At 69.5% G+C, this 24,761-nt stretch carries 20 protein-coding genes and 4 pseudogenes; 6 read left to right on the top strand and 18 right to left on the bottom strand.

Annotated elements, in window-relative coordinates:
- Positions 1-489: 489 nt before the first annotated feature.
- Together glpK and OHT76_RS43605 are read right to left on the bottom strand one after the other, a co-directional pair.
- Positions 490-2,004 carry a glycerol kinase GlpK gene (gene glpK, locus OHT76_RS43610; protein WP_328876387.1) on the bottom strand — a complete coding sequence of 505 codons (1,515 nt, stop codon included), beginning with the start codon at positions 2,002-2,004 and terminating at the stop codon, positions 490-492.
- 41 nt (positions 2,005-2,045) lie between these two features.
- The gene (locus OHT76_RS43605; RefSeq protein WP_328876386.1) at positions 2,046-2,813 is read right to left on the bottom strand and encodes an IclR family transcriptional regulator; all 768 of its coding nucleotides are present in this window, start codon (positions 2,811-2,813) and stop codon (positions 2,046-2,048) included.
- A gap of 143 nt (positions 2,814-2,956) precedes the next feature.
- On the opposite strand from OHT76_RS43605, the gene OHT76_RS43600 reads away from it, so the two are divergent.
- Entirely contained in the window at positions 2,957-3,427 is a 471-nt protein-coding gene (locus tag OHT76_RS43600) for an ATP-binding protein (protein ID WP_328876385.1), read from the top strand.
- Positions 3,428-3,624: 197 nt separating this feature from the next.
- On the opposite strand, the pseudogene OHT76_RS43595 reads toward OHT76_RS43600, so the two are convergent.
- The 4 genes and pseudogenes from OHT76_RS43595 to OHT76_RS43580 all read right to left on the bottom strand — a co-directional run.
- Positions 3,625-4,389, bottom strand: a pseudogene (locus OHT76_RS43595) (IS256 family transposase); the annotation flags it as partial.
- A 384-nt stretch (positions 4,390-4,773) separates the two neighbouring features.
- Positions 4,774-7,263, bottom strand: a complete 2,490-nt coding sequence (locus tag OHT76_RS43590; RefSeq protein ID WP_328876384.1) for an ABC transporter permease — start codon at positions 7,261-7,263, stop codon at positions 4,774-4,776.
- Positions 7,260-8,033 (bottom strand): ABC transporter ATP-binding protein, encoded by a 774-nt coding sequence (locus OHT76_RS43585; RefSeq protein ID WP_328876383.1) that lies wholly within the window; start codon positions 8,031-8,033, stop codon positions 7,260-7,262. Before OHT76_RS43585 ends, OHT76_RS43590 begins: the two co-directional genes overlap by 4 nt.
- Entirely contained in the window at positions 7,970-8,389 is a 420-nt protein-coding gene (locus OHT76_RS43580) for a hypothetical protein (protein WP_328876382.1), read from the bottom strand. The genes OHT76_RS43585 and OHT76_RS43580 overlap by 64 nt, the downstream gene beginning before the upstream one ends.
- Before the next feature lie 262 nt (positions 8,390-8,651).
- On the opposite strand from OHT76_RS43580, the pseudogene OHT76_RS43575 reads away from it, so the two are divergent.
- Positions 8,652-9,323: pseudogene (locus OHT76_RS43575) on the top strand (transposase); the annotation flags it as partial.
- Between the two features lie 353 nt (positions 9,324-9,676).
- Here the strand turns inward: OHT76_RS43575 and OHT76_RS43570 are convergent.
- The gene (locus OHT76_RS43570) at positions 9,677-10,750 is read right to left on the bottom strand and encodes an alkene reductase (protein WP_328876381.1); all 1,074 of its coding nucleotides are present in this window, start codon (positions 10,748-10,750) and stop codon (positions 9,677-9,679) included.
- A 117-nt stretch (positions 10,751-10,867) separates the two neighbouring features.
- Here OHT76_RS43570 and OHT76_RS43565 point away from each other — a divergent pair, with 117 nt between their 5' ends.
- Positions 10,868-11,245, top strand: a complete 378-nt coding sequence (locus tag OHT76_RS43565; protein WP_328876380.1) for a MerR family transcriptional regulator — start codon at positions 10,868-10,870, stop codon at positions 11,243-11,245.
- Between the two features lie 560 nt (positions 11,246-11,805).
- On the opposite strand, the gene OHT76_RS43560 is transcribed toward OHT76_RS43565, so the two are convergent.
- The 5 genes from OHT76_RS43560 to OHT76_RS43540 all read right to left on the bottom strand — a co-directional run bounded on the left by OHT76_RS43560 (position 11,806) and on the right by OHT76_RS43540 (position 15,261).
- The gene (locus OHT76_RS43560) at positions 11,806-12,345 is read right to left on the bottom strand and encodes a hypothetical protein (protein ID WP_328876379.1); all 540 of its coding nucleotides are present in this window, start codon (positions 12,343-12,345) and stop codon (positions 11,806-11,808) included.
- Positions 12,342-12,677 carry a hypothetical protein gene (locus tag OHT76_RS43555; RefSeq protein ID WP_328876378.1) on the bottom strand — a complete coding sequence of 112 codons (336 nt, stop codon included), beginning with the start codon at positions 12,675-12,677 and terminating at the stop codon, positions 12,342-12,344. Before OHT76_RS43555 ends, OHT76_RS43560 begins: the two co-directional genes overlap by 4 nt.
- Before the next feature lie 30 nt (positions 12,678-12,707).
- A protein-coding gene (locus tag OHT76_RS43550) for an IS5 family transposase (RefSeq protein ID WP_328868630.1) occupies positions 12,708-13,543 on the bottom strand; the annotation gives its coding sequence in 2 pieces (ribosomal slippage) (positions 12,708-13,168 and positions 13,168-13,543; 837 coding nt in all).
- Between the two features lie 681 nt (positions 13,544-14,224).
- Complete coding sequence (locus tag OHT76_RS43545) at positions 14,225-14,725, bottom strand: DUF6415 family natural product biosynthesis protein (RefSeq protein WP_328876377.1); 501 nt, start codon at positions 14,723-14,725, stop codon at positions 14,225-14,227.
- Positions 14,722-15,261, bottom strand: a complete 540-nt coding sequence (locus tag OHT76_RS43540) for a hypothetical protein (RefSeq protein WP_328876376.1) — start codon at positions 15,259-15,261, stop codon at positions 14,722-14,724. Before OHT76_RS43540 ends, OHT76_RS43545 begins: the two co-directional genes overlap by 4 nt.
- A gap of 138 nt (positions 15,262-15,399) precedes the next feature.
- Between OHT76_RS43540 and OHT76_RS43535 the strand changes: the two genes are divergently transcribed.
- Entirely contained in the window at positions 15,400-16,647 is a 1,248-nt protein-coding gene (locus OHT76_RS43535; RefSeq protein ID WP_328876375.1) for a helix-turn-helix domain-containing protein, read from the top strand.
- A gap of 234 nt (positions 16,648-16,881) precedes the next feature.
- On the opposite strand, the gene OHT76_RS43530 is transcribed toward OHT76_RS43535, so the two are convergent.
- Positions 16,882-18,336 (bottom strand): NF041680 family putative transposase, encoded by a 1,455-nt coding sequence (locus OHT76_RS43530; protein WP_328876374.1) that lies wholly within the window; start codon positions 18,334-18,336, stop codon positions 16,882-16,884.
- 670 nt (positions 18,337-19,006) lie between these two features.
- On the opposite strand from OHT76_RS43530, the pseudogene OHT76_RS44295 reads away from it, so the two are divergent.
- Both OHT76_RS44295 and OHT76_RS43515 read left to right on the top strand, forming a co-directional pair.
- Positions 19,007-20,091, top strand: a pseudogene (locus tag OHT76_RS44295) (IS630 family transposase).
- Positions 20,082-20,284 (top strand): annotated as a pseudogene (locus OHT76_RS43515) (ISKra4 family transposase); the annotation flags it as partial. The pseudogenes OHT76_RS44295 and OHT76_RS43515, both read left to right, overlap by 10 nt.
- Before the next feature lie 177 nt (positions 20,285-20,461).
- On the opposite strand, the gene OHT76_RS43510 reads toward OHT76_RS43515, so the two are convergent.
- From OHT76_RS43510 to OHT76_RS43490, 5 genes are all read right to left on the bottom strand, one after another.
- Positions 20,462-21,517 carry a hypothetical protein gene (locus OHT76_RS43510; RefSeq protein ID WP_328876372.1) on the bottom strand — a complete coding sequence of 352 codons (1,056 nt, stop codon included), beginning with the start codon at positions 21,515-21,517 and terminating at the stop codon, positions 20,462-20,464.
- A gap of 46 nt (positions 21,518-21,563) precedes the next feature.
- A complete protein-coding gene (locus OHT76_RS43505) occupies positions 21,564-22,121 on the bottom strand; it encodes a hypothetical protein (protein ID WP_328876371.1) in 558 nt (185 codons plus the stop codon).
- A gap of 4 nt (positions 22,122-22,125) precedes the next feature.
- Positions 22,126-22,878 carry a hypothetical protein gene (locus OHT76_RS43500; protein ID WP_328876370.1) on the bottom strand — a complete coding sequence of 251 codons (753 nt, stop codon included), beginning with the start codon at positions 22,876-22,878 and terminating at the stop codon, positions 22,126-22,128.
- Between the two features lie 71 nt (positions 22,879-22,949).
- Positions 22,950-23,831 carry a hypothetical protein gene (locus tag OHT76_RS43495; RefSeq protein WP_328876369.1) on the bottom strand — a complete coding sequence of 294 codons (882 nt, stop codon included), beginning with the start codon at positions 23,829-23,831 and terminating at the stop codon, positions 22,950-22,952.
- 30 nt (positions 23,832-23,861) lie between these two features.
- Positions 23,862-24,611 (bottom strand): DUF6345 domain-containing protein, encoded by a 750-nt coding sequence (locus OHT76_RS43490; protein ID WP_328876368.1) that lies wholly within the window; start codon positions 24,609-24,611, stop codon positions 23,862-23,864.
- Positions 24,612-24,761 lie beyond the last annotated feature (150 nt).

The following is a 24,761-nucleotide window of genomic DNA, read 5'->3' as shown; positions in this document are numbered from 1 at the left end:
CTGCCGTATGTCCGAGCGATCCATCCCGTGGGTGGCCCTGGAGGCCCCCGACCTGCTCACCCGCGATGTCAGGGAGTTCTTCCGCGACCTGCGGTGACCTCACAGCAACGACCCGGCCGCGGCCCGGACGCCAGTGATCCGGCTGCGGCCCGGTCCTCGTAGGCGGCGCGGGAAGGGTGACGGCAAACGAGCTTCCCGTCACCCCTTGCCACTACCTGCGGATCGATCCGAAGCCTTCCGCGCACCCCAAGATGGCCACCTACGACGCAACGACAGACGGCGACCTGCGGCTATCAATGAGCATTTTCAGTGGGGCCACTGATCGGGTGACGCTGGTGGGATGCGAAACGCACGAGGCTCCCGTGCCGCCAGTTCATGATCACGGGCGGGGTGCTGTTCGCGGCGATCGTCATCGACGCACTGGCACGACGCTCGCAGGAGGTACATGGGCGGGCATGAGCAGGGGCCGGCCGCGGAAGGGGGGAGACGTCACGAGCGTCTCGGCGGTCGGATCCATCCAAGGGACCGCTGAACGGCTCGCTGCCAGCAGTCGTACTCCCAGTCGCGCCGTTCGGGGTCCATGTCCGGCAGCCACTGGGCGGCCCGGTGCCAGTTACGGCGCAGGATAGCCAGATCCGGCCAGTAGCCCACGGCGAGGCCGGCGGCGTAGGCCGCGCCCAGGGACACCGTCTCGGCGACCAGGGGCCGGACCACGGGCACGTCGAGCACGTCGGCCAGGAACTGCATGAGCAAGTGGTCGGACGTCATGCCTCCGTCCACCTTGAGCTCCTTCAGGGCGAGCGCGGAGTCGGCGTTCATGGCGTCGACGACCTCTCGTGTCTGCCAGGCGGTGGCCTCCAGGACGGCTCGGGCCAAATGCCCCTTGGTGATGTAGGAGGTGAGCCCGACGATGACGCCTCGGGCGTCGCTGCGCCAGTGGGGTGCGAACAGGCCGGAGAAGGCGGGGACGATGTAGCAGCCGCCGTTGTCCTCGACCGTGCGCGCCAGGGTTTCGATCTCGGGTGCGCTGTTGATCAGGCCCAGGCGGTCACGGAACCACTGGACCAGCGAACCGGTGACGGCGATCGGGCCCTCCAGGGCGTAGACCGTGGGCTGCTTGGCTATCTTGTACGCGACGGTGGTGAGCAGCCCGTGCCGGGACCGTACGAGGTCGGTACCGGTGTTCATCATCAGGAAGCTGCCGGTCCCGTACGTGCATTTCGCCTCGCCGGGCGAGAAACAGGTCTGTCCGAACAGAGCCGCCTGCTGGTCGCCCAGGGCCGCCGCGATGCGCACGCCCGGCAGCACAGTGCGGGCCTCGCCGTAGCTCTCGGCCGAGGAGCGGATCTCCGGCAGCATCGCACGCGGGACCCCGAAGAACTCCATCAACACGTCATCCCAGGTCAGCGTGCGGATGTCGATGAGCATCGTACGGCTGGCATTGGTGGCGTCGGTGATGTGCAGTCCGCCGTCCGTACCGCCGGTGAGATTCCAGATCAGCCAGCTCTCCATCGTGCCGAACAGCACCTCGCCGTCCCGGGCGCGCTGCTCCAGCCCGGGGACGTGGTCGAACAGCCAGCGGATACGGGGTGCGGAGAAGTAGGTCGAGGGAGGCAGACAGCAGCGTTCGAGGAAGAAATCGTTCCCAGGCTGGATCCTCAGGTCCTCCACGAGCGGCGCGGTGCGGGTGTCCTGCCAGACGATCGCCCTGCCCAGCGGAACGCCGGTCCGCCGGTCCCACAGCACGGTCGTCTCCCGCTGGTTGGCGATGCCGACGGCGGAGATCTGTCCGGGGTCCAGGCCGGCGTTCGACAGTGCCTCGGGCACGATGCGCTGGAGATTGCGCCAGATCTCGACGGCGTCGTGCTCGACCCACCCGGGCCGGGGGAAGTACTGCTGATGCTCCCGCTGGGCGACCGACACCAGCCGTCCGCTGTGGTCGAACAGAATGCATCGTGTGGAGGTGGTGCCCTGGTCGATGGACATCACATACCGTTCAACCATGATCGGGCCTGCTTTCCGATGGGTCGCTCAGGCGTTGGGACCTACCAGCGGGCCGCGCCCAGGTCTCTGGAGATCGCCCGTGCCGCTTCCCGCAGCAAGGTGATCAGGGCCGGCTGAGGCCGGCCTTTGGTGTCGCAGATCCGCTCGACGGGGCCGGAGACGCCGATCGCGCCCACCACGAGACCGCCCTGCCCCCGGATCGGTGCGGCGATTCCGGCTTCGCCCATGCTCAATTCCTGCACCTCGGCGCCCCAGCCGAGGTCCCGGATCTCGTCGAGCGCCCGGTTGAGGTCGTCCCGGAGGACCAGGGTGTGCCGGGTGTAGGCCTCCAGTTCGGTCTCCAGCAGGGGGGCGACCGGCGCGGTGCCGAAGGCCAGCAGGACCTTGCCAAGCGAGGAGGCGTGCAGCGGCAGCAGTGCGCCCACGTCCAGGGTCTGGAGGGTGTCGTCCGGCCGGAACACGTGGTGGATGACGAGCACTCTGCCCTCCAGCGGCGTGCCCAGGCGGACCGTCTCCCCACTGCGGCCGGCCAGGGCGTCGGCCCAGTTGAGGGAGCGCGAACGCAGTTCATTGACGTCGAGGTAACTGGTGCCGAGGTGCAACAGCGCCCCGCCGAGCTGGTATTTCCCGGTCGCCGGGTCCTGCTCCACGAAGTCCACGTGTTGCAGCGTGCGCAGAATCCCGTGGGCTGTGCCCTTGGCCAGCCCGAGGGACGACGCCACCTCACCGAGGCCCAGCCGCCGGGAACCGCCGGCGAGCAGACGCAAGATCGCTGCCGCCCGTTCTATGGACTGGACCGGGCCGGCCATGAAGCGATAGTAGTCCGATTTCACCCCAATTTAGACCCCCGTTCGGTAATGCCGACCGCTGTTCGTTGACCGGCCCCATTTCCCTCCTTAGCGTGTCATGACGCTCGGCTCCCGGCCGGGCAACGCTTGCCTGAGGAGGGCCCATGATCATGGCGCAGCTCGGCACCGCGCCTCGCGGGGAGGTGGAACACATCCTTCCGGTGCCGCACGCCGCGGGGGCGGTCTCATCGCTACGTCGACATGTACGCGCGGTCCTCACCGATTGGACGCTGGCGGGCGACGTCCTCGAAGACGTGCTCCTGGTGGTCTCGGAACTGCTCACCAATGCGATCGTGCACGCCCTGCCGCCGGCGACGCTGAGGCTGACGCGGGGCCCGGTGGACCAGCGCGGCGTCGTACGCGTCGAGGTGACCGACACCGGACCTGCGGCTCCGGCACAAGTGCCGACAGCTGCCTGTGACCCGGACGAGCACGGCCGAGGTCTTGGCATCGTCACCACGCTGTCGGTTCGGTGCGGCGTGCGAGTGCACTCCGGCGGGACCAGCCGGTGGGCAGAGGTGTTCGTGGGGCGCGGCGGGTCGGGCGGAAGCGTGGAAGGCGTCACCGGGGAGTGACGGCAGGTCGGCCCTCGCTACCAGGCTGAAGCCCATGAGCGAGCCGTCTCCAGGGTCGCTCGCCCTGAGGTAGCCGGAGAGCGCACAGTCCAGCCGCCACCCGCCGCTCCTCAAAGCCGCGGGTGGCGCGCTGAGGAGCGAAGCAGGCGAGCCCAGGAAGACCAGCGGCTACAGCCTCGTCCAACCTCGGCGCACTGAACCCGGCACCGTTGCCAGGCCGCGGCGAGGAAAACGGTGCGGATCGCGGCCACCAGGCCGCTGTGGCTGTCGGAGATGACCAGCTGGACGTTGTCCAGGCCGCTGGCCCGCAGGCTGCGCAGGAACTTCGTCCAAAGCGGCTTCGACTCACTGTCGCCGACCATCAGCCCCAGGATCTCGCGGTGCCCGGTGGCGGAGATCCCGGTGGCGATGACCACGGCCTGCGAGACGATCCGGTGGTTGACCCGCGCCTTGCAGTAGGTGGCGCCCAGGAAGACGCAGGGGAAGACGGTGTGGTCCAGCGGCCGTTCCTTGAATGCGGTCAGCTCCTCGTCCAGCTCACCGCAGATGCGGGAGACCTCGGACTTGGAGATCCCGCTGTCCGCACCGAGTGCTTTGACCAGGTCATCGACCGAGCGGGTCGAGACCCCGTGCACGTATGCCTCCATCACCACGGCGAACAGCGCCCGGTCGATCCGCCGCCGGCGTTCCAGCAACGAGGGAAAGAACGACCCGGTCCGCAACTTCGGGATCTTCAGGTCCAGGTCGCCGGCCTGCGTGGTCAGCAGCCTCTCCCGGTGTCCGTTGCGCCAGGTCGTGCGCGTCTCGGAGTGCTCGCCCGGCGCGGCACCGATCACCTCGGTGGCCTCGGCCTCGATCAGCTCCTGCAGGATGCGCTCGCACACCACCCTGATTGCTTCAACTCCATCGGCCCTGCGTAGTGACTCAAGCAGCCGCATCAGCTCAGACTGGGACAAGACCATCGCGTGCTCCTCCGGTTGAACTGCCCGTTCACCAGGGAGACTTGCGCGATGGCCTGCCCTTGCTCTGGGAGCACGCACGGCCAGCGGATGCACGCCCCGGGCAGACACCCGCGCGTTCTGGGACCATGCCCGGCTACACCATCTCCTCAATGTCATGCTGCTGGTGGTTCCGGGAGCTCGCTCCACCACTTCCTGCCCGGCCTCGCGGTCGTGGCCTGGTCCCCTTGTGCGGCTCGCGGGGCCGCACCGGTCGGTGTGGCTTGATAGGAGCACGGCAAAGGCCCTGATTGAGGGGTGCCCACGGCCCGGTCCCGACGGGGGATTCGGGACCGAGCCGTGTGGGTCCGGGGTGGTGCGGGGGGTGCGGAGGCGTGCCGGAGTGTCCTACTCGCGGGCTCCGATCAGCTGCACGGCTCGGGCCCGCAGCGCCGCTCCGACCGGCAGGACCGTGCCGAGGAGCGCCAGCAGGGTGGAGACCACGGCGACGCCCGTGACCACCGCGTACGGCACGACGATCGGGGTGGTGCCGAAGAGCTGGAACAGGGCTCCCCACAATCCGGCCAGGTTGACGGCGGTGGCGGCCAGCGCCAGCACCACACCGATCGCGGACACCAGGAGCGACTCTGCGACGAAGAACCGCAGCACCTGCCTGGGGGTGGCGCCCGCGGTCCGCAGCACCGCCAGATCGCGCCAGCGGTCCGCGGTGGCCATCAGCAGCGTATTGAGGATCGCGATGAAGCAGAACAACATGATGATCACCGCGGTGGAGCGCTGCCGGACCTCGTTCAGGTGCCGGGCGTAGGCGGCCTCGGAGGCGACCAGTTCGTCCCGCGTCATGAAGGTGGCGCCGCTGCCGGCGACCGCCTTGCGGATGGCGGCGGTCGCGGCCTCCTGGTCGGTGCCCTCGTCCAGGGAGATGTACGCGCGGCGGGCCAGGCCGTCGCGTGCGAACAGCGCGGTGTCGGTGAACCGGGACGGCAGGTAGGCCACGTCCTCGCCGCGCAGCGCCTCGTACACGGCGGCCACCTTCAGCTTCTGGGTGCTGCCGTCGGCCATCAGCACGGTCTGCGTGGAGCCGAGGTCCATGCGCCACAGGTCGGCGACGGCCATGCTGTTCTCGTCGAGGCCGTCGAGGGAGCCCTCGACGACCTTGAGGTCCATGGTCCGCTTCAGCGCCTCGGGGTCGACCACCAGGCCGTCGTTCTCGTCGTAACGGTCCTCGTCCTTCCAGTAGACCGTGGTCAGCAGCGGCGCGGCGATCTGCACGCCGGGCACCTCGGCGACCCGCTCGATCACCTCGGTGCTGATGCCGGGGGTGTCGTCGGGGGCGAGGGCGTAGTCGGAGACGATCCGGTTCTGCAGGCCGCTGTCCCGGGCGGCGCCCAGCGAGTCGGTGGCGGCGAGCAGGGAGAACGCCAGGCCGACGGTGAGCAGTACCGGCGCGGCCGTCGCCGCGGTCCGGCGGCGTGCGGTCAGCGCGCTCTCCCGGACCAGCATCGCGGTGGGGCCGTCGGCGCGGCGCCACGGCCACATCAGAAGCCGGGCCAGCGGGCCCACGGCCAGCGGGGCGAGCACGGCCGCCGCCAGCACCGGCACCATCAGCGAGACCACGTACACCGTGGGCGAGAGCACCGTCACCGGGGAGCCGGTGGCGATCCAGGCGGTCCAGCCGACGCCTCCGAGGAGGGCCACGACACCGAGCAGGGCGCGGCCCGGGGTGACGCCCGTGTCGTCCACGGCGGCTTCCCGCAGCGCTTCGACGGGCTGGATGGAGCCGGCTCGGCGGGCCGCGGCGGCCGCACCGCCGACCGACACCAGCAGCCCGACCAGGAAGGCGGCGGCGAGCGGCGCGAGCACGGTCCAGTGCAGGGACGGGGTGACGGTGAACCAGTCCGGCGACACCCCCATGGAGATCAGCATGTCGGCGAGGAGCTGCGCCCCGAACAGGCCGAGGGCGGTGCCCACGGCAGCGGCCACGCCGCCCACCAGGAGGGCCTCGTTGCGGACCATCTTCCGCACCTGCTTGGGGGTGGCGCCGACCGCGCGGAGCAGGGCGACCTCCCTGCGGCGCTGGACGACCGCGAAGGCGAAGGTGGACGCCACCACGAAGATGGCGGTGGTCCCGGCGACGCTCGCCATCACCGGCACCAGCGTGATCGTGTTGTCCAGGGTCTCGCGGTCCTCGGCCTCGCTGGCGTCGGCCTTGTGCCGGTCCTGGCCGGTGAGGACGTCGGCCTTCTCCCCGACAGCGTCCCGGACCGCGTCCGTGGGGCCGAGCGCCACCAGCGAGTCGATCCGCGGGGACAGCCGAGCGGCCTCCGCCTCGGAGAAGAAGACGGCGTCCTCGTAGCCGACGGGGGCGACGGTGCCGCTGACGGTGTACGTCCGCACGGTGGACGCCGTCAGTACGGTCACCTCGTCGCCGGTGCGGGCCCGGTCGGAGGGGACGACGATCTGCCCGTCCGAGGTCGGCGCGGCGCCGTCGGTGAGACGGTAGCCGCCGAAGCGGGCCACCGCCCACGGGTGCCCGACCTGGTCCTCGGGGCCGCCGCGCAGCTGTGCGTAGAAGGCACGGTCGACGACGGTCTCGCCGGTCGCGGCGACCTGGTCGCGCAGTTCGGTGCTCAGCCCGCGGGCCGCCTCGGGAGAGCGGACGCCCAGGTCGTGGTGGGCCGGGTCCCAGCCGTCCGACTGCGGGCGTACGACCGTGTCGGCGCCGGCGAAGCGCTCAACCGGCCGGTCGGGCAGGTCGAACGCCGTCGTCACGAGCAGCCCCATGGCCGCGACCTGCGCCACCCCGAGGACCAGGGCGACCACCGTGCCGAGGAAGGAGACCCAGCGCGCCCGCAGGGTCTGGAAGGCCACCCTGATCACGACGACACCGCCAGGTGCGTCATGCGGGCGGCGACGTCCTCGGCGGTCGGCTGGAGCAGCTCTCCGACGAGGCTGCCGTCGGCGAGGAACAGCACGCGGTCCGCGTAGGCGGCGACGTTCGGGTCGTGGGTGACCATGACGATGGTGGTGGTCACCCGGTCCTCGGTGCCGGGAGTGGTGCCGGGGGTGCCACGGCCCGGTCCCGCCAACGCCCGCAGCGTGACCAGGAGTTCACGGCCGGTCGACAGGTCGAGGGCGCCGGTCGGCTCGTCAGCGAAGAGCACGGCGGGCCGGGACACCAGGGCACGGGCGATGGCCACCCGCTGCTGCTGTCCGCCGGACAGCTGGCTGGGCCGGCTACCGGCCTTCTTGTCCAGGCCGACCTGGGCGAGGGCTTGCCGGACCGCGCCGCGCGGGGGCCTGCGGCCCGCCAGCCGCATCGGCAGCGCCACGTTCTGCTCGGCCGTCAGCGACGGCAGCAGGTTGAAGGACTGGAAGATGAACCCGGTGGAGGCGCGGCGGAGTTCGGTCAGCCGGGTCTCGCTCAGGCCCGAGGTGTCCTGACCGTCGATGAAGACCCGGCCCGAGGTGGGCCGGTCGAGCCCGGCCGCGCACTGCAACAGGGTCGACTTGCCGGACCCCGAGGGCCCCATGATCGCGGTGAAACTGCCGCGGGGGAAGGACAAGCTGGTCTCGCGCAAGGCGCTCACCGCGCTGTCGCCGGACCCGTAGGTCTTGGTGAGCGACTCCAGCCGCACTGCGTCATCCATCGGTTCTCCGCGCTTCGTGGGTGAGGGGATCGGCCGGCGTCCCGTCCACGACGGAGGCCGGCGCGGGCACGTCCGGGGCCGGGCAGCACCGCCCGCCCCGACGAGGTGTGCGCAGCGTCGAGTGGTTCGATGCTGTCCGCGCGGTCCTCCCGGGCCGCTCCGGCCCTGCTGAAGACGGCGGCCGCCACCAGGGCCAGCACCGCCAACACCGCCAACAGCGCCACGAGAATGTCGCGGCTGCCGACTGCCTCCAGCAGGTATCCGGTACCGAGCGCGCCGAGCGAACTCGCCCCGGACACCAGGAGCATGACGACACCGCCGACCCGCCCCTGCATGTCGTTGGGGGTGATGCGCACCTGGTAAGAACATGCCGGGGACCGTAACAGTGGCTGCTGTAAACGACGTTATCCAGATAAGAACCCCAGGTGCTGGGGCTTGCCGGAAGAACACCGCTGCGGGCATGACCAGGGCCCATGCCGTGTGCGCGAAGATCATGACCTGCCGCATGGCCGGCCGCCGGTTCAGCCGGCCGCCCGACAGCGCCCCGCACAGCCCGCCCATGCCGCCCGCCGCCATGATCAACCCGATGGTGCCGGCGGCTCCCCCGTCCTGCCTGATCAACGGGCCCTGGACCTCACCAACACCGGCCCTCTCACCCTGCTGACCGGCTACCAGACCCCGGCCGCCTTCCGCCGGATCGACGCCAAGCGCCTGGAGACCTAGCTGCGCAACCGCAGCGTTCGCAACGCCGAGCAGCTGGTCGAGACCGCCCTCCAGGCCGCCGAACGCCAGCACACCAGCCTTCCAGGCGAGAAGCTGACCGCCCAGCTGGTGCACACTCTGGCGAAGGAGGTGATGGCCCTCAACCGGCAGGTCGCCGAGATCGACAAGCTCATCGAGGCCCGGTTTCGCCAGCACAGCGACTTCGAAGTGATCACCAGCATGCCCGGCCTGGGCGTCATCCTCGGCGCCGAGTTCCTGACCGCCACCGGCGGTGACATGGCCATCTTCGGCACTACCGACCGGCTCGCCGGCTTCGGCGGTGTCGCTCCCGCTCCGCGAGACTCCGGCAAGATCAGCGGTAACCTGCGGCGCCCTCAGCGATACAACCGCAGACTCCAACGAGTCTTCTACACCACCGCGTTGTTCAGCAGCCGAAGGTGCGAGGAATCCCGCCGGTTTTACGAACGCAAGCGAGCCGAGGGCAAGCGCCATACCCAGGCGGTCCTCGCCCTCGCCCGCCGCCGCGTCAACATCATCTGGGCCCTCCTGCGCGACGGACGGACCTAGAAGGTCGTACCGCCCTCCGCTCTCGCGGCTTGACAAACGGCATTAGGAATCGATGGCACAGGACAGCGGGTGCCAGCCGACGCGTCAGGCTGGCGGTGTCCCGTATCTACCGATCTGGTCCTCGTCTCGGATGAACGGGTCCGATTCGCTCGTCGTCTTAGGTGATCTGGTCCGCCAGGTTGTTCGAGGGAGGTGTCGCTGTAGCAGGTGGCGCCTCGGGCGTCTGGGTGCCGGTGCTGCCCGACGTGTTCCACGTTCGTGCGTAAAGGGCTGGGGCAGCTGGCGGGGGTGCTCGTGAGCGGGGCTGAGCACCACCGCCCGCGCTGGTTTTGCTCGTTCGCCGCAGCTTGGAGTCAAGCCGCGTACTGGTGGGCCGAGTAGGTCAGGTAGCCCGCGTCACCGCCCTGGTAGTACGTGGCCTCGTCGACGGGGGCGATCGGAAGCCCGCCCCGCAGCCGCTCGACCAGGTCGGGGTTGGCGAGGAAGGCGCGGCCGAAGCTGATGAGATCGGCGCCCAGGCCGAGCCAGCGGTCGGCGTCGTCCCGGCTGGTCTGCTTCGGTCCCATCGGAAGCACGGGGTTCATGACGAGGGTGCCCGGCCACGCCCGGCGCAGGGCGACGAGCACCTCTTCGTCGGCGGTGGCTTCGAGGTGCACGTATGCCAGCCCGAGGGGGGCCAGTTCGGTCAGCAGCGCGGTGTAGAGCTCGCGGACGTCGGTGTCCTCGACTCCCCAGAACGTTCCGCCTGGTGAGAGCCGGATGCCGGTCCTGGCCCCGCCGACGGCCTCGACGGTGGCGGCGGCCGCTTCGACGGCGAACCTGATCCGGTTGGCGATCGGGCCTCCGTAGCGGTCCGTGCGCAGGTTGGCGTTGGACGAGAGGAACTGCGAGATCAGGTAGCCGTTGGCGCCGTGCAGTTCCACGCCGTCGAAGCCCGCGTCGACGGCGCGGCGGGCGGCCCGGGCGTAAGACTGTGCGTGCTCGGGCACTTCGGCGGTGTCCAGCGCGCGCGGCATCGGAGCGGGCTGGAGCCCGGTCGGGGTGAACACGTCGCCGACGGCGGGGACGGCCGAGGGCCCGACCGGCTGCAGGCCGGTGGTGTCGGAATGTGAGACCCGGCCGCCGTGCATGAGCTGGGCGAAGATCCGTCCGCCGTTGGCGTGGACGGCGGCGGTCACGGGGCGCCATGCCTCGACCTGCTCGTCGGTGTGCAGTCCCGGTGTACCCGGGCTGGACTGCCCGATCGCGCTCGGCTGCACCCCCTCGCTCACGATCAGCCCGGCCGTGGCCCGCTGGGCGTAGTAGATCGCCATCGACGGCGTCGCCAGGCCGCCGGCGGCGGCCCGGACCCGGGTCATCGGGGCCATGACCATCCGGTTGGGCAGCGTGAGGCCGCCGAGCCGGTAGCTGGTGAAAAGGGTCGTCATGTCGGGACTCCTTCGCGGTCCGCCGTGCCCGCGCCTCGGGCACGGCGGCTACGCTAAAACCTCACACTGACGTCAGAGGCAAGTGTCTGTGACGCAGAACTCAGCCGGGAGGGCCTTGTGCGCATCGGGGAGCTCGCGTCACGGGCCGGAGTCAGTGTCCGGTCCGTGCGTTACTACGAGGAGCAGGGGCTGCTCACCAGCACCCGCAGTCCCAGCGGGCAGCGGCACTACACGGACGGCGAGGTCGAGCGGGTCGCGTTCATCCAGCGGTTGTACGCCGCGGGCCTGTCCAGCCGCACCATCGCCGAACTCCTGCCCTGCGTCGACGCGCCCAGCGAGGAGAACTCCGACTCTGCGCTGGAGCGGATGGCTCTGGAGCGCGAGCGGCTCTCCACACACATCGCCGACCTCGTGCGAACCAGGGACACGCTCGACCGGCTGATGGCCACGGCCCGGGCGCACCGGGAACAGCTGGGGACGGCCGCGGCCAGCTGACTGGCAGGCCCCGAGCCACCACCCATCGGCCGTCCCGCTGTGACCGAATGGCGCCTCTCCCGGAGCCCTTCGTCCTGTAGCTATGGCAATGGGGGAAGCCAGCCGTCACACGCCGCACCGGACCACATCAACTGAGACGACAGCAGACATTCGCACTCGCGAGACCAGAGCAATTGCGCCTCGGTCTCCCCTACCGGCGGCGGCGCTTGGCTGCTGCTCGTTCGCGAACTGACGGCTCCGCCGCTCTGCCCTCTCAGCCGTTCTTGCGCCTCGTCCGCGGCTGTCGAGCGACGCTGTGGGCCTTCATCTGCGTCACAACCTTGTCGTGCAGCTCGCGCAACGACTCCAGTTCGGCCGGCAGCGCGCGTGTCCTGTTGCGAAGAAGTCCGCAACACCGCAGGTCGTAGGCGTGTTCTGGAGTGGAGCGGGACCGTTGCGGTGCGCCTTTCAACGTGGAGGCGCTCGTTGCCAGTTGAGGTGGCTGAAGCCCGCCTCAGCCGCAGGGGTCAGCCCGTGCCCGGCGACGTCCCAAGAAGTCACCCGCCGACGAGCACGGTGTCTCAGGGGAATATGCCAAGCCGGGCCGTGAACGCAGCGTGCGGAGGCGGCTCGGGCCGCAGCTGCGCCACGGCTTCCCGCAGCGGCGCCGTTGGCACGAGCCGGTCACTGGCCGAGGGCCGCAACCAGTACGGGCCCGGCGGCACGGTCCGGTTCAGCGACGGCAGGGTGATCGTGTGAGGTGCACCGAGGCACACGGCGTGGGTGTGCGGCTCCCACCGGCCGGAGGAACCGGGTGGGACGAGCCAGTAGAGCCACCCGCTGTCGGGATCCTCGATCACAGGCCCGCATCCGCCCTGGATCTCATCCATCAGGGCCACAACACTGCGGGCCTGGACGCCGGAACTGGTGATGACGACGTCGAAGAGATGGCCCCCGAGGCGGACGCGGGTGTCGCGGCGGGCCTCAACAGCCAACAGAGCGCGGACCACTTCGGCGAGGTCGGCCAAGTCGGCGGCCGGGCAACAGGCTGTGCCGACGGACTCGACCAGGTGCTGCATCACTGCGCTGCCTGGCGGCAGCGCCTCGGCAGGGGCGATCACTGGGCCACCGGACCCGGGCGCAGGACGGCACGGACCGTCTTACCGTCGAACTCAGGGCTGACAAACCATGAGAGGGCCACGCCCTGGCACGCAACTTCCCCAAGGCCGTGGCCCAGTTCGCCGGCGATCGCCTTGTCGAAGTGAGGGAATGTGGGGTTGGGGTCCGTGACGTCGACGAGCAGTTCGTGAGCTTCGGTGACGCTGAGACAGGCGGCCAGCCGTTGTCCTGCGGCTGTGAGCGCGTGGCCGTGCTCGACCGCATTGTCGACGAGGACGTGCAGGACGTCGATCGCACAGTAATGGTCTCCAGACCAGCCCAGCACAGTGAGCAAGGTTCGGGCCTGGAGGCGGGCTAAGAGGTCCTAACAAAGGCGTTGGACGTGGCGGTGGGTGATGAGGCAGGTGGCGAGGCCGAGGAAGGCTTCGTGGATGTCGTCGCGTCGTTCCCAGCGGATCCGCAGGCGGCGGAAACCGTGCAGCCAGGCGATCGTGCGCTCGACCACATAGCGGAACATGCCCAGGCCGCTGCCGTGTTCCTGTCCTCGTTCGGCGATGACCGGACGGATGCCGCGGGCCCAGAGCAATCGGCGGTACTTGTCGTGGTCGTAGCCGCGGTCGGCGAGGAGCGCATCGGGTCTGCGTCGGGGCCGGCCGACGACGCCGGCCACGGCCGGGACCTTGTCCAGCAGGGGCAGCAACTGCGTGACGTCGTTGCGGTTTCCGCCGGTCAGGGACACCGCGAGCGGGATGCCCTGGGCGTCGGTGAGGACGTGGTGCTTGCTGCCCGGCCGTGCGCGGTCGACCGGGCTGGGGCCGCTTTTGGGCCGCGCCGAGCGGCCCGCACGTGGGAGGAGTCGATCACCGCCCGCGACCAGTCCAGCTTCTTCGCTACCCGCAGCTTCTTCAGCAGTATCAGGTGCAGTTCGTCCCACACGCCGGCCTCGTTCCAGGCGGCCAGCCGCCGCCAGCACGTCATGCCCGAGCCGAAGCCCAACTCCTGTGGGAGGTACTCCCATTGGATGCCGGTGTGCAGCACGAACAGGATCCCGCACAAGGCCTGCCGGTCCGGTACCCGCGGCCGGCCCTCCACCAGCTTCGGCCCCGGCTCGGGCAGCAACGGCTCGATGAGCGACCACAGTTCATCCGACACGATCCAAGGCCGCGACTGTCGCTTTCCCACGACCAGACCAACGACCATCCAAGCCGAAGGTCACATGATCAACAGCTTCTGTTAGGACCTCTAACGCGGCACTGCGATCCGCGGGGAGAGCCAGCGGGATCCTGTGCCAGACCGGCGCGGTCTCCGCAACGAGTTGCATGTCAGTAGGTCCTTCAGCGAGAGGGAGAGTGCACCAGCTCGTTGTGCCCTCGGTAACACCCCAAGTGCCTGCCATGAAATCGACGAGACAGTGACCGCGCCCCATGGTCGAAGTGCGCGGCGCCGCAGATCGGGACGGCGAGGGGTGCACGGCAGGAATACCGAGTCCGGCGATGGCCGCAATGGCCTGCCCGGAGTCGTGGCCGGACAAAGTGTCCGGGCTGGCCTTCGGGCCGGAGCTGGCGCAGCAGTGGCAGCACGCCAGCCGGCAGCAGCTGGTGAGTTCCAGCTCGACGGAGCGGATGCTGGCCGCGGCATCATGGGCGGGCTTCGAGGCCAGGGCCGTCGTCATACGGTCCTCCAGTCAGGGGAGCCGGAAGGGGACCCGCCCCGGTCGCTCGACCTGTCCAGGGTTGGGGGAACCGGGGCGGGGGTTGGCAGGCCCGTCCCGCCAGGGACTGCCGGGGGTACGCCGGCGGGACGGGCGGCTTGTGGGGGTGCGACCCCGATCCTGGGGTCGCCTTGGGACCCCTTTCACGCCAGGGCAGGGCGGGGGCCGGGTCAGCGGATGCGGACGGTGTTGGCGCAGTGGTCGTGGATCCGGCCCGCCACGACCGCTCCTGCCGACGGGCTCGCCTTGCCGTAGGGCAGTGTCGCCTCGCCCTCCCTGAGGGGCCGGTCGCAGGCCAGGCACATCCGGACACCGGTCAACGCCTCGTAGTGGTCGCACAGCGCCAGCAACGACCGGCCGAGTCTGCGCACATGCGCGACAGCGTCGTAAGACATCAGACCAGGGCGAGCGTTCAGCTTCCCGCGGGCCTCGCCGACACAGGCTTGCGCGCAGTAGCGCGGGACGTCGCCGACGGTCAGCAGCGCCGCGAGCTGTTCGATCTCCGGGATGAGCAGCTGTAAGTGGCCGCGCAGCAGGCCAGTCAGCGTCTGAAGCGTGCCGCGGTCGGTCGGGGTCACCTCGGGCGGAAGCACCTCGGCCACTCTCGCGCGCATCGTGGCGACGTCCACCGGCGGCGCGCTCACACCCTCACGACTCCCGGTGGCCTTCATGACGCTGCCTCGTTGTCGTCGTCGGCCAGGCAGCCGCCGACCATCACCAGCGCCAGCACATCCGTCGGATCACAGAGCTTGCCCGGCCCGATCATCGGCACCGCCCAGTACGACGCGAGCGTGCCCTCGTCCAGCTCCGTGAGATCGGGGCGGGGAACGCCCAGGTACGTGCCCTCTCCGAGGCACTGGGCGGCGGGCGCCCGCCAGTTCGCAGCGGTGCCGGGCGGGACCAGGGCGTAGTAGCGGCCGCCCTCAGGATCGTGAACGACCGGACCGCCCTGCAGATGGCGCGCCAGCCGCCGGCTCACGACCGACGGGTCATGGCTGGCGAACACGTGGTGAGCGCCGGCGGCGGCGATACGGACCGCCTCGAAGAGCCGCCCCAGCGGGATCAGGGCAAGCCTAGCGGCGCTGCTCCACTCCCGGTGCACCACGGCGGGCGAGGAGTGCGCGGAGGCAAGCCAGGCCTCAACCTCACCTGTCGAGGGCGGACTCGGCGGTGTGAACGCCCCGCTCCGGGCCGTACTGTTCGTCATGTCGACGCTCCTCAGCAGCGTTGGCCACGCCCCGGGGCCGTTCGCGCGGTCGCCGGGGTCCTTGGGTAAAGACCCTTGCGCCGGGCGCCTGTTGTTCCCATCCCATGGCCCTATAGCCCCGCCCTATATTGGGGAGTTATGGGGGACTCCCACATCGACCTCTGGTCACATCCCGCGCTCGCCGCGGCAGTCGCCGCCGCGGACTGGGGCGCCGCGTTCCGCACCTACCGGAGGCTCACCGGCCTGAGCCAGACAAGGCTCGGTGAACGCGTTGGCCTGGTCCAATCGGACGTGTCAGACATCGAACGCGGCCGACGCCGCGTGACCTCTGCCGACGTGCAGCAGCGGATCCTGTCCGGCCTGGAGATCCCCGCCCGCCTTCGGTCCGAAGCGGAGCGGCCGGCCCCGGCGCCGGTCCCAGCGCTCGCGCTGGCCGGTCCGGGACCCGACGAGGATCTTCTGGCCCGTGTGACCAGCGTCGTCAGCACCGGGCACCGGGTGGATGCCGCCACCCTGGATTGGCTTGACCGGCTCCTGGCTGAGCACCGACGAGCCGAGGACGAGATCGGATCGCGGCCCCTCGTTGACGTGATGCGCCAGCAGCTGCGGACCGTCGTCGACCTGTACGCAGGCGCCCGCGGCCCCCTCGTCGACCGCGTGGTGCGCCTCGCCTCCGAACATGCGCAGTTCCTGGCATGGATGGCGCAGGACCAGGGACAGCCGGCCGCCGCGCTGGCCTGGTACGACCGCAGCCACGAATGGGCGCTGGAGGCCGGAGACGCGAACATGGCCGCCACGACGCTCAGCATGAAGGCGCACATGGCCTGGTCTGGCGGGCGCGGAACGCGCTGCGTGCGGCTCGCTGAGGCGGCGCGCTGGTCGGCCCCGGGCACGTCTCTCGGCGTGCAGGGTATGGCCGCCCAGATGGCCGCCCGCGGGCATGCGCTCAATGGCGATGCTGACGACGCCGAACGGCTCCTGGACGACGCGCAGGACCTGATCTGTCGAGCATCCGAGCACCCGGAGGACGAGCCGCCGTGGATGTACTTCTACGGCGAGACCTGGTTCACCCTGCAACGGGGCATGGCCGCACTACATCTACGGAACTGGCGTACGGCAGTCGACCATCTCACGGTCGGCCTGGACGCGCTGCCGGACGAGTACCGGCGGGACAAGACGTGGTATCGCGCCTGCCTCGCGCATGCACTTGCCGGGGCAGGTGAACCTGCGCAGGCCCTCACGGTGGCCGCGGCAAGCGTGTCTGATGCGGCGGCCATCGGGCGCCCGCACTCATGGAACGAGTTGCATACGACAGCAGCGGTTCTGCTGCGCCGTGGCGCCAGCGAGGGAGACCAGCTGGTCGCTGCACTGCGCGAGTTCGACTGAGCGGCGGTTACGCCCGTCTCCGACCCGCTCGGCTCGTCGGCGGTCAGCCGTCCAGTGAGGGCATGCTGGTCTCCGTTCTCAGCACCCACGGGGAACCGTACCCCCCGTTATCTTCTTCGCGGTCCTGCAAGAGGGCCGCTGGCCTCCGGGCCCGGCATGACTGTTCCTTAAGAATGTTGGCCGGTCCGGGAGGACCGGGTGTGGCTGATGGCTGTTTGCCGTTGAGCTTGTCTTTTAACCTCTGCGGCTGTCGCGTTCGATGATGCTCTCGGGTCGCCTGGTCGTTTTCCCGACGTCATAGCGGGTCGCGGGGTGGCGGTTCTTGGAGCCAAGTGGCCTTCCTGGTCCGGGTGTTGAGGGTTTCGGCCCACGGGCCGGACAGTGCAGGTGCGGGCGGAGGTTCCGAAACCCTCGGCGGACTCGGGCCGGGGTGAGCCGTGCGGGCTCGGCCGGCTTCTCCCAGGGGCGGCGGAGGTCCGCTGCGGCTTCGCGGGTGAGCCGGAGCTGGGTGTGGGCGGCGATGACGATCCAGGTCCAGCGGTCGCCGGCCTCGGGAGTGCGTAGCTTTGGTCGGGTCCAGCCGAGGGTCTGCTTCATCAGCCGGAAGGTGTGTTCCAGGTCGAACCTGCGCAGGAACGCCTGCCAGCGGACGTCGACGTCCTTGCCGCTCAGCCCCGTGGCAGAGGACCACAGCCAGAGCGGCAGTGGGTCGTGGCCGCCGGGAAGGCGGTCGACCTGGAGGCGGATCAACGTGCCCTCGATGATGGGGAGTTCACCGCTGTGGTCGATCCACGCGGAACGGGTGGTCAGCCTCGGGTGAATGCGGTCCCAGGCCATCGCACGGGCGGTGCCGTACCGGTCGGTGACCTGCACCGTGGCTGCGTCCGGCTCGCCCCAGGTCTCCGGCTTGGCAAAGCGGAACTCCTTACCGTGTCTCGGCGGCCGCCCGCCCCGGGGGTAGGCCAGGGCGTACTCCTTGAGCGAGGGCGTCGGCCGTCGCATGACGCGGTCGGAGCGCATCCGCCCGAGAACCTCGATAGGGAGTCCGTCAAGGAGGTGGGCCATGCGCGGGGCGTCGTAGCCGGCGTCGAAGACGATGAGGATGTCGCGGTCGCCGAGGTGCCAGCGGCCCATCTCGATCAGGTCCGTGACCACCCGGCGGACCTGGATGGCGGTGATCTCGGCGACGTCGTCGGCTGGACCGAGACGGACGGCGTCCAGCAGTTGGCACCAGGACGCGCGGCCCGATTCGAGTGCGGCGACGAACGAGTACGGCCAGCCGGGCACGAACTGGTCGGAGGACCGGCCGCCGCGACCGTAGACGTGGCAGAAGAGGCGGTCCGCACTGGTCGGTGCGTCTGGGCGGAGCCAGTTGCTGACGTCGACGGCGAGGACCAGGCGCCCGTCGGCGGCCTGCGGCATGGGCAGGCCGGCCAGTACCTGTCGTAGCCTCGGAACATCCACGTTTCCGCTGTTCAGCGCGTCGTACATGGCACCGTGTCCGCGCCGGTGCTCGGCCACCAGCGTCAGGTCCACCGGCGCCGTCACGGGCCCGTCCGCACACAGCAACGCGTCGGTGAGGTCGAACAGTTCATCCCTGCGCGCGGTCAGGCAGTCGAATAGGTCCTCCCGGAAGCGTGACGTGAAGTCGAACGCGTCCCGCCGGGCATCGTGGTCCAGCACACTCACCTCTGCGGCCTTCGTATGAACGTGATTCCGTGGCGGAACGCATGGTCATGCGAAGGCCGTCCGCCTGCCCAGCGAATCCCCAGATGGGTGAGTGCGTACGACGCGACGTTCGAGGTCAGAGGTTAAAAGACAAGTTGAGAAGCTGTGCCTGAGCCCTTCATGACAACGGAGACGTCGCTGACCTGGGTGGTCATTGACCACCACCTGCGCCTGGGTGTTCGCGGACTCACGCATCCGGATTACACGACTCGGAAGCGATCCCCGGTAAGCGTGGCAATGCGATCCAGCAGGAGCGACGATGTCCGACCACGCGCAGCTCGCACTTCATCCAGAGCGTTCCGGATCAAAGCTCGGTCTCTCCGGCCCAGAGGCCGCCCGGCGATCACCCGCTGTCGTATCAGCTTTGTGGCAGCGTCGAGTGCATCAAATGCTCCGCTGATTTCGTCGGGGGTCACACCCTCTGGCAGGACTGGCCGCATGCGCCCCGTGTGACGCACAGGGCCACAGCTCAGCTGGTCAATCCACATGCCGTCATGCAGAGCATGATCAAGCGCCTCACTCGCGCGCTGCCTGCACGCCCTCAACAAGTCGTCGAACAGCTCAATGTTACTGACCTTTCCGTTCAGTTGTCGGGGGTGACAGCGCTCGATCCCTGCGGTAGTTCGTGGCCATGAGGTATGCGCAGGGCGGTGGTCTCACGCCGCAGGGCCAGGCCGCGCGGGATCGGGTGCGCATGCTGGCCGCCGATGGGTTTGCGCGGGGTGAGAAGAACACGGTGATCGCGAAAGAGCTGCGGGTCAGTGTCCGGTCGGTGGAACGGTGGCGCCGGTCCTGGCGCGAGGGAGGGCGACAGGCCCTGCGTCCCTCGGGCCCGGCCAAGCGGCCGAAGGTCGGCGACAGTGATTTCGCTGTCCTCGAGCCCCTGTTGCTGGAAGGCGCGATGGCTCAGGGCTGGGCGGATGAGCGGTGGACGCTTGCGCGGGTCCGGCTGCTGATTGCAGATCAGTTGGGAGTGTCGTTGTCGATCCGCGGAGTGTGGGTGTTGCTACGGCGGCACGGCTGGTCGTGTCAGCAGCCTGCCCGGCGGGCAGTCGAACGGGACGAGGCGGCGGTGGTCGGCTGGGTGAAGGAGACCTGGCCCCGGGCAAAGCCACCGCGGCGACGCTCGGGGCATGGCTGGTCTTCGAGGACAAGGCCGCCGTCTCGATGACGTCGCACCGGCACGCACCTGGGCACCCGCAGGCGGCACGCCCGTGGTTCGGTTCAACGGCGCTTCCCGCGGGCGCATCTCGATGGCCGCGCTGGTGTGTTTCAAGGCCGGCGAACGCAGCCGTCTGATCTACCGTCCGCGCGTCCAGGGCCATCACCGAGGTGCCCACCGCGGCTTCACCTGGCAGGACTACCGTGACCTTCTCGTGCGGGCTCACCTCCAGCTCGGCGGTCCCATCGTGGTGATCTGGGACAATTTGAATGTTCATCGCTGCAGTCGATTACGCGAGTACGCGCCAGAGCATGACTGGCTCACCATCGTGCAGTTGCCCAGCTACGCGCCCGACCTCAATCCGGTCGAGGGCATCTGGTCGTTGCTCCGGCGCACCACGACCGCCAACGTCGTCTTCCGCGACCGCGACCACCTCGTCCAAGCCGTCCGCCTTTGGCCTGCGCCGCATCCAACTACGCACCGACCTCATCGAGGGGTGCCTCACGGAAACTGGCCTCTCGCTCAACGCGACAACTGAACGGAAAGGTCAGTAGGACCCCTTAACGTCCTGCTCGACTTCGTCCACGTCGCGGAGTACTGCCGGACGGCCGCGCACGCCTTCCACCCGCCCGGCAGCCGCAAGGCCGAGACCTGGGCCGCGGACAAACTCACCGCGATCCGCGCGGACACGCCGACCGCGCCGCCACCGAGATGACCGCCCAGGCCGCACCGGACATCGTGCCCGCCGTCGTCGGCGACGACGCCAGCCTTTCCACCGAGCTGCGTCAACGGACGGTGTTCGTCGACGTGGTGACGCTGGGATAGCCCTCCAGTACGCACGACACGAACGGACGGCTCGCAGACGCACGAACAGACGGCCGGCACGCCCACGCGGGCGCGCCTTTCGGTTTCGGTCCGGGTGGCTCACTCTGCGGCTTCGGGCTCCAGCCGGTCCGTCACCGTCTCGGTCATCGACAGGCGGTCTCCGCCGAGGACGACTCCGCTCGCGCTCACGCTCGGCGTGAGGGAGATCGGGCAGGCCCCGGGCCGGTCGACGGTGAAGAGACCGAAGGTGGCGGTCCCGTCGGAGATCTCGTCGCTGTCGGCATGGCCGTAGTACGCCTGGACGCCGTCCGGTTGGCAGAGCATGACGTGGAATCCACCGGTACCGTCGGGCCAGGTGAGGACCAGGTAGCGCACGGAGTAGTCCGTGCCGAGCGGGGCGAGCGCAGTGATCAGCCCAGCCAGCGACGGCCCTCGCACGAACGTGTCCGGCATGCCCATCTGGATGTCGGAGTCGATGCAGAGCAGCATCCGTTCGTCCCCGCACTCGATGGCACGCATCCCCTCCCGTTCGGGCCGTACCAGGTACAGCTCACCGGCCGACAGGCGGCTCAGCAGCGCCACGTCCTCCTCCGTCGGCGCAGGGTTGTTGATGACGAACACTTGCTCCTCGTCGGCCGGGATCGCCACGATGCGCGTATCGTCCGCGGGGGTGAGTTCAAAGCCCGGCAGGCCCGCCCGATAGGCGATGACCGACAGCGCGAAAGCGGCCTGGTCACCGACCATGTCCCCGGCCGGGGGCGCCATCTGGGTCAGGGTGTCCAGGAACTCGGAGGTGGCGACCTGCTGCAGGGTGCGCCACGCCGCAAGCGCGACGACCGGTTCACCGGAGAGCGCCGCGGCCTGGGCGAGCGGAACGGCGTCCCGGCCCATCACCGCGGCCCGGTCGAGCGCCGCGGCGACTGTGAACGGGTCGGGCTCGGGCTCCGCCAGCACCTGGCCGACAGCCTGGGCCAACGGCCCCAGCGGGCTCGGGTCGATCAGGGCGAGGATGCCCAGGGCACGGACCCGGTGTGCGTCTTCCCTGGTGAGTGCGCGGCCGAGGGCGTCGGCGAGGTCGTCGGCGTCGAGTGCCGCCAGGAGCGAGGGGTCCACCCCGTCCTTGGAGGCGAGCAGTTGGTCGATGCGGTCGGTCATGGGCTCCGCGCCTCTCTCGCAACCGTCTCGGGACAGTGGGTCCGGCCTACAGGACGACCTGGCAATGGGTGATCATCTTGACCGCCTGAGCGGGTGTGACCCCCGTGTTGGTGCCCGACTGCGCCCGCATGAAGTTCGCGGGCCCGCACAGCGATTCGTCCCTCTCGCAGTGAGGCAGCCCCAGGAAGTGACCGACCTCGTGGGCGAAGGTGTTGCCGCTGTCCGCCGTGCTGCCGTCCAGGGACACGACCGGCGCTCTCAGCCGGCCCTTGGCCTTGTTCTTCCCGCACTTTCCGGGTGCGGGCGAGTAGCCGACATCCGTGGGGTGGAGCACACTTTTCACGACGAACACGTCGAGAGCCTCGTTGCCGCGTACGGCGAACCGGTCGGCCAGCGCTATCGCGTCGGCCGCACCTCTGATGACGGCGTTCGCCCCGGCGACACTCAGGTCGATCTTGAAGCGGTGGACCGTGGCGATCACCGGACCATGCGTGGCGAAGACCGTCCTCATGATGTCCACCGAGTCGTTGACCTGCTTCAACTCGGCGGGTGTGAACGTATCCTCAGCGACGGTGATCACATTGATGTCGAAGTGCACTGCCATCGGCTCAGCCCCTTCCAGCCTCTGACAAGGCTGTGAGAACGCGGCGGGTCTTGCTCTCCGGGTGCGCGGAGAGCACCACTCCGCGCTCCCGCACCGCGTCCTCGAGCTCTCGCTGCATGCGCTCGGCCCGCGCGATGAACTCCTCCTGGTCGTCCTCCTCCTTGGGCTTGACCCGGATCGAGGCCTCCAGGAAGTCCAGACCGGCGGCCGACCACGCCTCCAGGTTGACGTCCAGGTCGTCGAGTCGAACGTCGTCGACCTTCATCGAGAAGATCGGCCCCAACGCGACCAGCCCGTCGAGCGGGACGGCGGGTGCGCAGGCATGCAGGAACTGCTCCTGGACCGCGTCCATCGACGCGGCGGGATCGGCCCCGGGCTCCACCGCGTCCGCAAGAGCCCCGGGCGGGTGACTGCGCACCAGAGAGGCCGCCAGCACACGGCCGCTCGGCGACCAGTCCTCCTCGATCTTGTAGGTGACGGGCTGCACATCGAACGGGCCGGAGAACCGGCCGACCAGTTGTTCTCGGGTGGACGGACGCAGTTTGGCGGTCAGGTCGTCCTGATCTCCATGGATCCTGAACCGTACGATCACGCCGCCGTCCAGCAACGGCACCCGCCCCTCGGCGACGCCGTCCCGGTCCTCCGCGAACCAGATGCGACGCGTCGTCATGGCGCCGCGCGACCCGCCGAGGGCCGACAGTGCCGCGCCCACGTCGCCCTCGACGTTCACCTTGATCTCGACGGGCAGCAGGTCCATCGCATCGCTCCTGCACGCTGTTTCGGGGACGGGTGTCGCCGACGCCTCAGGGCCGCGGCACTGGGCTCCGGTCACTCCTGACGCGTCGCCTCCTCCGCGGGCTCCAGGCTCGGCATCAGCGGGCCGAATCCGTTCTGGGCGGCGGGTGTGAGGTGCTGCACCAGGAATTCCGACTCCGGCACCGCGTCATCGCTGCCCCCTCCTCCCGCCAGATTCAGGTCGATCGCGTACACCGGCTGGATGATCTCCTGCTCCTCCAGCCGACCCAGCTCCAGGTAGCCGAGCTGAACATCCTCGATGGTGTAGGTCCCGCCGAACCACGGCCCCCAGTACGCATCGAGCTCTGCCAGCACCTCGTCCAGGCCGCGCCAGCCGCTCACCGCCTCACGGACACCGGCGATCCGGCGGGCCGTCCGCTCGAAGCCGGTAGGCCGTAGGTCCGGTCCCAGGTACATGACGACGTTCCCGCCCTGGCCGAGGAAACTCAGGCCGTCGCGTTGCCGGGTGAGGACCACGCCGACGTCGATGACCCGCTCGTCGCCGGCCGGTTGGCCGCGTTCGGCGGTGGCCACGTTCAACCGGGTCACCCGGGAGAGTGCGAACTGGTCCTCGTCGAGCAGCCGCAGGAAGCCGGCCTCCTGGACTGCGGCGAAGGTCGCCTCCGAGTCCGTCAGATCCAGGTGCGCCGTTCCGTCGTCCACCTGCCAGCGTCCGGTGTCCACCAGTCGAACGGCCCGGGAAGGCCTGAAGACCGTACAGAGGTACGGCTCCTGTTCGATCTCGAGCAGCGGGCCGAACTCGTTCCAGGCCGATGGATCGGCTCCGGACATCCCGGCCAGCTGAGCCAACTCCACGATGTCGTCCAGCGGTTCGACGCTCGAGTCCACCTCGTAGATGTTCGCCGGGGCCCCGAAGGACAGCCAGAACTCCAGCAGTGCCGCGTAGTCCAGCATCGGCAGGCCTCCGATCCTCTCCGGGCTGCGCTAGCTGCGCCACTTCATTGACAGGAACCGCGCAGGCACCGGACCGACGTCACGGTCCGCCAATGTCCTGCGGTCTCGCCTGAACATGGCGTCGTTCGCATCCAGGCCGCAGGCTATGACGACAGGCGTGTTGGTCTGCGAGCCGGAGCGGGCGAAGGCCGAGTCCAGCCATGCCGTGCCCACCGGTGTTCCCCTGGAGACGGCGACAGCGAAGTCATCGCCGCGTTCGGTGTTGAGCCCGGCGAAGCTCTGCTTGACAAAGGTGCACAGGACGCTGAGGGCCTGTTGCGGGTGGCTGGAGTCGCCGCTCAGCGGCGCGGACCAGACACGCACCACACTGTCCGGGACCGGGAACGTCACGGCGTCGCAGACATCGAGCACCAGCCAGCGCAGCTTCTTCACACCGAGCCGCATGTTCTTGTAGAACGCGCGGCAGCCGAAGTGGTCGGAGGCGAACGACGCGGCCAGCTCCTCCGCCCCGTGCCCCGCGAAATACATCAGGTGCACATCGTCGACGAAGTGGAGCGACATCCCGGTCGAGTTGCGTTCAGGGTGCTCGAAATCGGTGGCCCAGGCGTTGGCATTGCCCCAGCGGAAGGACTCCGAGTGTCCGGTCTTCTGTATCCGGTCGGCGAAACCGACCGCCACGTTCTTGATGGCAGGTACCGCGTGAAATCCGCATTCCGTGCCCGGGATCGCAGCGGCGCTGTTCCACGCCGCTCCGTACTGGACGGGTGTGAAGTCGGCCATGGCCGAACTTTCCTTCTCCCCGAGAGAACTGCGGACCGGAAACCACGGCGTTGAGGGTGACAAACCCACGCGGTCCGCACTTCAACACTACTCCTCGGCCCATCGGCCCACACCCGGGAATTCCACGCCGGGCCCGAGCTGCACAGCAGG

The sequence above is a fragment of the Streptomyces sp. NBC_00287 genome, assembly GCF_036173105.1.
Classification (GTDB): domain Bacteria; phylum Actinomycetota; class Actinomycetes; order Streptomycetales; family Streptomycetaceae; genus Streptomyces.
Note: the sequence above shows the minus strand (reverse complement) of the source record. Positions and strands in the feature narration are given on the sequence as shown.

What these genes read in the sequence shown, in the direction of transcription:
- glpK (WP_328876387.1), bottom strand. Translation starts at nt 2,004, where the DNA reads ATGGTTGAACGGTATGTGATGTCCATCGACCAGGGCACCACCTCCACA.
- OHT76_RS43605 (WP_328876386.1), bottom strand. Translation starts at nt 2,813, where the DNA reads ATGGCCGGCCCGGTCCAGTCCATAGAACGGGCGGCAGCGATCTTGCGT.
- OHT76_RS43600 (WP_328876385.1), top strand. Translation starts at nt 2,957, where the DNA reads ATGATCATGGCGCAGCTCGGCACCGCGCCTCGCGGGGAGGTGGAACAC.
- OHT76_RS43585 (WP_328876383.1), bottom strand. Translation starts at nt 8,033, where the DNA reads ATGGATGACGCAGTGCGGCTGGAGTCGCTCACCAAGACCTACGGGTCC.
- OHT76_RS43570 (WP_328876381.1), bottom strand. Translation starts at nt 10,750, where the DNA reads ATGACGACCCTTTTCACCAGCTACCGGCTCGGCGGCCTCACGCTGCCC.
- OHT76_RS43545 (WP_328876377.1), bottom strand. Translation starts at nt 14,725, where the DNA reads ATGAAGGCCACCGGGAGTCGTGAGGGTGTGAGCGCGCCGCCGGTGGAC.
- OHT76_RS43540 (WP_328876376.1), bottom strand. Translation starts at nt 15,261, where the DNA reads ATGACGAACAGTACGGCCCGGAGCGGGGCGTTCACACCGCCGAGTCCG.
- OHT76_RS43535 (WP_328876375.1), top strand. Translation starts at nt 15,400, where the DNA reads ATGGGGGACTCCCACATCGACCTCTGGTCACATCCCGCGCTCGCCGCG.
- OHT76_RS43510 (WP_328876372.1), bottom strand. Translation starts at nt 21,517, where the DNA reads ATGACCGACCGCATCGACCAACTGCTCGCCTCCAAGGACGGGGTGGAC.
- OHT76_RS43505 (WP_328876371.1), bottom strand. Translation starts at nt 22,121, where the DNA reads ATGGCAGTGCACTTCGACATCAATGTGATCACCGTCGCTGAGGATACG.
- OHT76_RS43500 (WP_328876370.1), bottom strand. Translation starts at nt 22,878, where the DNA reads ATGGACCTGCTGCCCGTCGAGATCAAGGTGAACGTCGAGGGCGACGTG.
- OHT76_RS43495 (WP_328876369.1), bottom strand. Translation starts at nt 23,831, where the DNA reads ATGCTGGACTACGCGGCACTGCTGGAGTTCTGGCTGTCCTTCGGGGCC.
- OHT76_RS43490 (WP_328876368.1), bottom strand. Translation starts at nt 24,611, where the DNA reads ATGGCCGACTTCACACCCGTCCAGTACGGAGCGGCGTGGAACAGCGCC.